The organism is Sulfurovum sp. bin170 (assembly GCF_010892395.1).
Taxonomy (GTDB): Bacteria; Campylobacterota; Campylobacteria; order Campylobacterales; family Sulfurovaceae; genus UBA1140.
Window position 1 is genome coordinate 1 of sequence record NZ_JAACKB010000345.1, and the last position, 7,756, is coordinate 7,756.

8 protein-coding genes are annotated in these 7,756 nt (G+C 37.9%); all 8 read right to left on the minus strand.

The genetic code is table 11. From position 1 onward, the window contains the following. A partial coding sequence (gene dxs, locus GSY74_RS08220; RefSeq protein ID WP_164664623.1) for a 1-deoxy-D-xylulose-5-phosphate synthase occupies window positions 1–1,407 on the minus strand: 1,407 nt, incomplete at its 3' end. Beyond that, window positions 1,404–2,513: a histidinol-phosphate transaminase gene (gene hisC / locus GSY74_RS08225; protein WP_164664624.1), complete on the minus strand. Its 1,110-nt coding sequence runs from the start codon at window positions 2,511–2,513 to the stop codon at window positions 1,404–1,406. The genes dxs and hisC, both read right to left, overlap by 4 nt. Before the next feature lie 23 nt (window positions 2,514–2,536). Next, window positions 2,537–3,595: a chorismate mutase gene (gene pheA / locus GSY74_RS08230; protein WP_164664625.1), complete on the minus strand. Its 1,059-nt coding sequence runs from the start codon at window positions 3,593–3,595 to the stop codon at window positions 2,537–2,539. Between the two features lie 72 nt (window positions 3,596–3,667). After that, complete coding sequence (lysA, locus tag GSY74_RS08235; RefSeq protein WP_164664626.1) at window positions 3,668–4,888, minus strand: diaminopimelate decarboxylase; 1,221 nt, start codon at window positions 4,886–4,888, stop codon at window positions 3,668–3,670. Window positions 4,889–4,940: 52 nt separating this feature from the next. After that, window positions 4,941–5,996, minus strand: a complete 1,056-nt coding sequence (locus GSY74_RS08240) for an LptF/LptG family permease (RefSeq protein ID WP_164664627.1) — start codon at window positions 5,994–5,996, stop codon at window positions 4,941–4,943. Between the two features lie 3 nt (window positions 5,997–5,999). Continuing rightward, a complete protein-coding gene (gene pth / locus GSY74_RS08245; protein ID WP_188108707.1) occupies window positions 6,000–6,563 on the minus strand; it encodes an aminoacyl-tRNA hydrolase in 564 nt (187 codons plus the stop codon). Next, on the minus strand, window positions 6,563–7,099 hold the full coding sequence (locus GSY74_RS08250; RefSeq protein ID WP_164664628.1) for a 50S ribosomal protein L25/general stress protein Ctc: 537 nt from the start codon (window positions 7,097–7,099) through the stop codon (window positions 6,563–6,565). The genes pth and GSY74_RS08250 overlap by 1 nt, the downstream gene beginning before the upstream one ends. Window positions 7,100–7,147: 48 nt before the next feature. Continuing rightward, window positions 7,148–7,756 (minus strand): hypothetical protein (locus tag GSY74_RS08255; RefSeq protein WP_223157512.1); only part of this gene is annotated, 609 nt, incomplete at its 5' end.

Here is a 7,756-nt window from a genome sequence, read left to right on the forward strand (position 1 = left end):
AAATGCCCCTCTTGGGTATCTAAATGCACAAGGTGTTGGGAAGTCTTTGGCAAATCTCATCGCTTTTACCATTGTCTCATCTGATGAGGGTGCAAAGATGGTCATATTTGGAATAGCTCGGAGAAATGAGATATCAAATACTCCTTGGTGTGTCTCTCCATCCTCACCCACAAGTCCTGCTCTATCTATGGCAAATACCACGCCCAAATTCATTAGACAAACATCATGGATTATCTGGTCATAACCTCGCTGTAAAAAGGTAGAGTAGAGGACACAAAAAGGTTTAAACCCCTCTTTTGCCATCGCTCCCATAGAAGTGACAGCGTGTTGCTCGGCAATTGCCACATCCCAAAATCGTTCAGGATACTTCTCCAATGCTCCACTCATCCCTGTTCCACTTGGCATTGCTGCTGTGACACCGACTACTTTCTCATCTTCATCTGCTAGTTCAACTAAGGTCTCTGAAAAGATAGCTGTAGAGGCTTTGGGAGCTGATTTTTTCAAAGAGTCACCTGTAGCGACATCAAAAGCTCCAACACCATGCCAATGCTCTTTTCCTGTCCCCTCTGCAACCTCATAGCCTTTTCCTTTGGTGGTCTGAACATGGATAATCACTGGTCGTTTCATATCTCTTGCGATTTTTAGCGTCTCGATTAGTGAGGTAATATTGTGACCATCAATAGGACCGATATACTCCAACCCCAACTCCTCGAACATGATTCCAGGGGTGATGAGATGAAATGACTCTTCCACTCTTTTTGCCATGTAGGTCGCACTATCTGGCAGATGTTCGAGCATCTCTTTTGTCTTTGCTTTGAACTTTTGATAAAACGGAGATGCCATTGTTTGAGATAGGATACGACTCACAGCACCAATGGGAGAAGCTATACTCATCTCATTGTCATTGAGGATAATAATGGCAGGATATTTTCTATCCCCTAGCTCATTCATCGCCTCGTAAACCATTCCTGCACTCATGCTCCCATCACCAATTACAGCAATAGGAACTCTCTCACCCTGTTGACCTTTTAGAGCAATCGCTTTGGCTGCACCTGTTGCTAGAGAGATGGAGGTTGAGCTATGCCCTGCCATATAATAATCAGAGTCCGACTCTTTTGGTTTAGTGAAGCCACTAATACCGCCAAACTGTCGCAGAGTCTCAAACGAATCCCATCTTCCTGTCAGAAGCTTGTGTGCATAAGATTGATGAGAGACATCAAAGATAAATGGATTTTTCTCTGCATCAAAAACAGCGTGCATCGCCACAATAATATCAGTAGCACCCAAAGTAGAGCTAAGGTGACCACCATTTTTACTGACAACTTCCAATATTCTTTGGCGAACTTGCTCTGCTATCTCTTCTAATTCTTCTATACTTTTTGTTTTTAAATCTCCAAATTTACTCAAGTAACAACTCCTTTAAACATCTCAAAAAATCTATCATTTTGTTTTACAGTTCCAATGGTTATACGCACAGCATTCATCCCATATGAGGCGAGATTACGGATAATCACACCCTCTTTGAAAAGTCTATCAGAAATCTCTGTAGAGTTCATGCTATCAGGAAAAAGATAGGTGATAAAATTGGTATAACTCTCAATATACTCAAACCCATTCTCCTTTGCAAACACTTCGTATCGTCCAATCTGCCCAGCATGAAGAGCGATAGACTCCTCTACAAACTCCTCATCTTTACACGCCTCAATCGCCGCGACTAATGAGAGAGTCGAGATATTAAATGGTGGTCGCATCTTGTAAAGCTCTTTTATCATAGGAGCATTCCCAATCCCATAACCAACCCTCATCCCACCTAGACCATAGGCCTTGGAGAAAGTACCAAGATAGATAACATTATCAAAACCCATAATATCATTTGGCTCAATTCTATACTTCTCATCTTTTGCAGCGGCATACTCCATATAGGCTCCATCAACTACTACCATCGTATCTTTGTCAACAGCATCAATGATTTTTAGAACATCCTCTTTGCTCGTTGCATCTCCTGTTGGATTGTTTGGTGTACAGATATAGACTATTTTTGGTTTCTCTTCCTGCTCTTTCTGTTTATGATAAGCTTCTATAAACTCATCCACCTTATGCTCATAACTTGATGTTCTGATGATTTTAGCACCCATCTGTTTTGCATATATCTCATACATCGCAAAGGTAACTTTTGACATCAGCACCGAGTCGTTTTCAGTAAGCAATGCCCGTGAGATAAACTCCAACACTTGGTCAGAACCAGCTCCAATAATAATATTCTCATCTTGTACATTAAATCTTTTGGCAAGAGCATCTTTTAGCTCATAAAAGCTATCATCAGGATACAAAAAAGCTCTATGTGCATTATCAGCAATCGCTTTAACTACTTTTGGACTACACCCTTTTGGATTCTCATTGGATGCCAACTTTACCACATTTTCAGGGGCGATTCCAAACTCTCTAACCACCAACTCTATAGGCTTTCCTGCTTCATAAATCTTTATATCTTTTAACGCATCATTAAACTTCATTATCATCCTTTAGATTTTTACCTCTATACATCATCTGCCTCTTTGACATAAGAGCCGAGTATTTTTATACAATCTCCATGTTTCTTGATAATCTCTCGAATCGCTACATCATTTTGATGTCCATTAAACTCAATAAAAAAGAGTGATTTTCCATCAACAATATGAGATTTGATTTTAGTGAGGTTAATATTGGCTTTTTCAAAATCATTGAGGAACTCGACCAAAGCCCCAGGGGTATTTGGCAATCGAACCAAAATAGAGGTTTTATCATCCCCTGAAGGTAGGTTTTCAAAATCACTAATAATAAAAAATCGTGTTCTATTGTTGTCACTGTCTTGAATATTATCAAAAAGTAGAGGCAACTTGTAGAGTGTGGATGCCACTTTGGGACAGATTGCCGCGGCCTCATTATCTTTTAGTGATAGTTTTACCGCCTTAACTGTTGATTCAACAGGAATATACTCCACCTCATCAAGTCCCAAATCTTCCAAAAATTTACGACACTGACCAAATGCAATATCTTTTGAATAGATTCGTTTAATTCCCTTGACATCAGGGCTAAGCGTTGCAAAAGCCAAATGCACATCTAACACTACCTCGGCGATGATTTTTAAGTCATAAGTATCAAGGGAGTGGATAGTATCACTTACAATTCCATTGGAGCTATTTTCTATCGCAACCACACCAAACTTAGCCGTACCTCTGCTCACCTCTCTAAAAATACCTTGGATAGAGTTAATAGGAAGATAAGCACTCATCGCCCCAAACTTACTCTCCGCTGCTTGGTGGGTAAAACTAGCCTCTGGCCCTAAATAGGCTACTCGCTCAGGCAGTTCAAGATTTCTTGCCACTGTAAACATCTCTAAAAAGAGTGCATCAATTGCCGAGTCCGTTAACTTTCCACTATTTTGTGCTTTGAGACGATTGAGGATAGCCTGTTCTCTCTCTGGTCTATAGATTGGTGCGCCTGTTATGTTCTTTAACGCACCCACCTGATGAACGAAGTCCATACGCTCATTATAAAGTTTTAGTAGCGTGTCATCTATATTGTCAATCTCTATGCGTAATTCATCAAGTGTCATCTTTTTTCCTTTATTTATGCGTAGGGTCGGTAACACCGACCATTTAATATCAGATGGTCGGTGTTACCGACCCTACGATTGCCAACTTGTATCACAAGCCTCTTCTAGGCGTATCTGGTCTTGAAAATTTTCTCTTTGGCGAATCAGATAATCCTCTCCACCCATCAAAGCCACCTCTGCTGACCTATTTCGTGTATTATAGTTACTAGACATCGTAAATCCATATGCCCCTGCACTATGCACCACCAAAATATCATTGTGATTCATAATCGGTAGCTCAACATCTTTACCCAAAAAGTCTCCACTCTCACAAACAGGACCCACCACATCAGCCAAACTCTTCTCTCCATCTCTCTGAACAGCCTCTATCTTGTGATAGGCACTATATAGACTAGGACGAAGTAGGTCATTCATAGCACCATCAACCACCACAAATCGCTTCTCACCATTCTGCTTCTCATAGAGAACTTTGGTCAAGAAGATACCAGAGTTTGCCATCATATATCGCCCTGGTTCATTAACGATTGTCAAATCCAAGCCTTTGATAGCCTGAGTGACAGCAAGAGCATACGCCTCTGTTTTGATAGTCACTTCACTATCATAAACCACACCAAGTCCACCACCAACATCAAAAAATTTAATGTCAATATCAATAGCGTTAAGTGAACGAACCAAATCAGCAACTATTCCACACGCCTCTGCGATTGGGGCTAACTCTGTGAGCTGTGAACCGATATGAAAATGAATCCCAATAGGATTAAGATTTTTTGACTTTTTAGCATAGATATACATCCGTTTAGCAGAGTCTATACTAACCCCAAACTTGTTCTCATGCAGTCCTGTTGAGATATAGGGATGAGTCTTTGGGTCAACATTAGGATTCACTCGAATAGAGATTCTAGCCTCCATATCAAACTCTTTTGCTATCATCTCCACTCGTTTCATCTCAGCTTCACTCTCTAGATTAATAAACAAAATCTGCTCTTTTAAAGCATATCGTATCTCATCATCTCTCTTCCCCACACCAGAAAATATGATTTTATATCTCTCCACTCCTGCTTTCAAAGCTCTTTTGATTTCACCAATACTAACACAATCAGCCCCAGCCCCTTGCTTTGCTAGATGTCTAATAACAGCTAGATTCGAGTTAGATTTAACAGCATATGCCACTAGAGATTTCTTCCCATCAAAAGCACCTTTTAACTCCTCATATCGTCTCGTTATATTATCAAAATCATATACATATAGTGGGGTGTTGTACTTCTCTACTAGTGTTTTTATATCTAAACTCATTTTAGTTAAATCCTAATTATTGTTATTTCACGCGATTTTATCTAAAGTTTGGTTATATTCTCTTTTTTGCTTTTCCCAAAGTATAAATCGCGTATACCCAAAGAAGTGATATAGGTAGTATAGTTGCCAATTCAGGGATAATCACAGCAGTAGCCCCCATCTGTTGTAGAGCAAAAAGACCCCCCCAAGTAAATAGCGTTCCACCCAAAGCTTTGATGGTAGTTCCACCTAGATTCATATATCGTGCATGAAAGGGGAAACGAAAAATCAGTATCATGAGAAGTGCGATAGAGAAAAGTGGTAGAACAGTTTTTCCATAAATATCTGAACGCACTTTATAGGTTCCTACCCCTTGTGTAGTAAGTAGTTTTTTTGCAATAAGACTCTCATATAGAGTAAGTTGCTTATCCTCATAGATTGAATTTAATATCTTTGGGTGATAACCTTTTAGAGTATTTAGTCTCTCAATCTGCTCTATTTTTAGGATTGGATTTCCATCAATATCTATCGCCTTACTCTTTTGAGTTACACTCTCTGCTAACCACTCCGAATCATGATAACTAGCACTATTGGCACTCAGTACTCTGATAACTTTATCATCCTCTAGTTCAAAAATAGTAAGATTTTCAAGTCTTTTCTCATAAGGAAGTAGTGAACCTATATAGACAAAACTATTGTTATATTTAAAAAAAAGGTCTTCACTTCTCTTAATATTGTACTCATTTTTGTGCAATGCTTTTGCTGTATCCTGTGCTATTGCAAATGAGGTAAAGTTAAGCCCAACAAAAAGCAGATAGGTAGCCAAAGAGATAAATAGAAACGGTCTAAAAACCTCTACGCGTGATACACCCAAAGCATATATAGCACCCATTGTATTTCGTTTTATAAATATAATCTTTGTCCAGATGCCACCAAAGATAATTGCTAATGGGTAAAGAAGATTAAGTGACTCTTGCCACTTATTGAAGATATAGAGTACTTTAATATTAAAAGATGGAAGAGATGAACCATTCATCAAAAAATCAAGACCCGCAAAAAGTCCTGTGAGTCCCATAAGGATGATAAGCATATTTTTCAGATAATGAAAAGCGATATACTTAAAGAGCATCTTTTATCCTTTAAAGATTTTCAGAGAGTATCGTGACTTCACCTCATTTAGCTCTTTATTTTCTAGCTCTTTTATATCTTCCGCCGTATGTTCTATCCAATCATCCAATATTTTTTCTTCATCCAAGGAGAAGTTAGATAGGACATAATCCACCACTTGACCTCTGTGTTCGGGTTTACCAACTCCCATTCTCACACGGATATACTCTTTTCCAATTGTAGAATCAATCGAACGCAGACCATTGTGACCACCATGACCACCACCCTTTTTGAAACGCAATGCAGAGAAAGGTAGGTCTATATCATCATGAATAACGATAATATCATCCAATTCTACTTTATAAAAGTTCTTAACAGCTATTAGACTTCTACCTGATAAGTTCATATAGGTCATTGGTTTTAAAAAAAGAGTTTGATTTGATTTAAAAAGTTTTCCAAAAAAAGAGTTTTTGGAGACATCTCTAGCTCCAGAGTCAGAGACAAGTTTGTCAATAACTCTAAAACCGATGTTGTGCCGTGTCTGTTCGTATTGTATCCCAGGATTACCAAGACCTACGATTAACAACATTATTTTGCTTTAATAACACCGCAGATAGCAACATCTGCTCTATCCATAAAACGACAATTTGCAGGTGCTTCAATATCTCTAATAAGAATAGAGTCATCTCTATCAAGCTCCTCAACATCAAGTACAAAGTTCGATGGCATATCTTCGATAGCTCCTCTTACTTTAATTCTCTTTTTTGACTGAATTAGTACACCTTTGTTTTTGATACCTTTTGGGATACCTGTTGTCTTCACTGGAATAAGAAAATTTGTCTTTTGACCAGGAACTGCAACTCTAAGGTCAACATGTCGAACATCACCATTTACTGGGTGCAGTTGATACTCTTGAATCACTGTTTTTAGCTCTTTACCATCTACTGTAAAGTTCAGTGTCAATCCCTCTTTTGCTCTTACAGCTTTTACAAAATCACCTCTTTTAAACGCAGCTTGAATATTCTCTACACCATTTGCATAGATGTTAGCTGTTAGATAACCATCTCTTCTTAGTCTTCTAGCTGAAGCTGAGCCGATACTCTCTCTAGTAATACCTTCTAACATTTCTGTCCTTATATTTTGAAATTAGGGGCGAATTATATCTAAACTCTTTTAAGCTTCTGCTCTTTTTTTTAAAAAATTTGAGAGAGTTGCCTCTTTGATGTTAGAGATGTAAAGATTTATATCTTCTAAAAATCCAGACTCTTTTCTCAACCTTCGTAGTACTAATAGTTTACTATTTTCATTTTCTAACATATCCGCTCTACTCTTATACTCTTTTAATCTTTTTTCAATCTGATTAAATTGGTCTTTGGATATATGTATATAGTTATCATCTTTAGATTCTTCAACTCTACTCTTTAAAATGGCTATAGTTTTATCTTTTTCTTCTATGGTATTTCCCATTTTTTTAATCTCTTCAAAGAGATTATCATTACTATTTTTCTCTTTTGGTTTTTCTAAAATCTCTTTACTCTTAACCTCTTCCAATCTCTTTTGAACCCTATATAACTCATCAGATTTTTTTCTCAGAAAATTTGACTTTTGCAATAGCTGATGTCTACAGACAATACCCTCATCAATCAACCTATTAAGTTGATTTTTTCTCTCTACACAGGCACTCTCCAAATCTGTAACGACACTCTCTTTCTCCATAATAATATTACTTAATAGTTTAACTCTAGATTGGTCTCTATCCTTAGCCCTTTTAGATAAAAACCA

Bases quoted from the DNA above. Each gene is read 5' to 3' on its own strand.
- hisC (WP_164664624.1), bottom strand. From the start codon at position 2,513: ATGAAGTTTAATGATGCGTTAAAAGATATAAAGATTTATGAAGCAGGA.
- pheA (WP_164664625.1), bottom strand. From the start codon at position 3,595: ATGACACTTGATGAATTACGCATAGAGATTGACAATATAGATGACACG.
- lysA (WP_164664626.1), bottom strand. From the start codon at position 4,888: ATGAGTTTAGATATAAAAACACTAGTAGAGAAGTACAACACCCCACTA.
- GSY74_RS08240 (WP_164664627.1), bottom strand. From the start codon at position 5,996: ATGCTCTTTAAGTATATCGCTTTTCATTATCTGAAAAATATGCTTATC.
- pth (WP_188108707.1), bottom strand. From the start codon at position 6,563: ATGTTGTTAATCGTAGGTCTTGGTAATCCTGGGATACAATACGAACAG.
- GSY74_RS08250 (WP_164664628.1), bottom strand. From the start codon at position 7,099: ATGTTAGAAGGTATTACTAGAGAGAGTATCGGCTCAGCTTCAGCTAGA.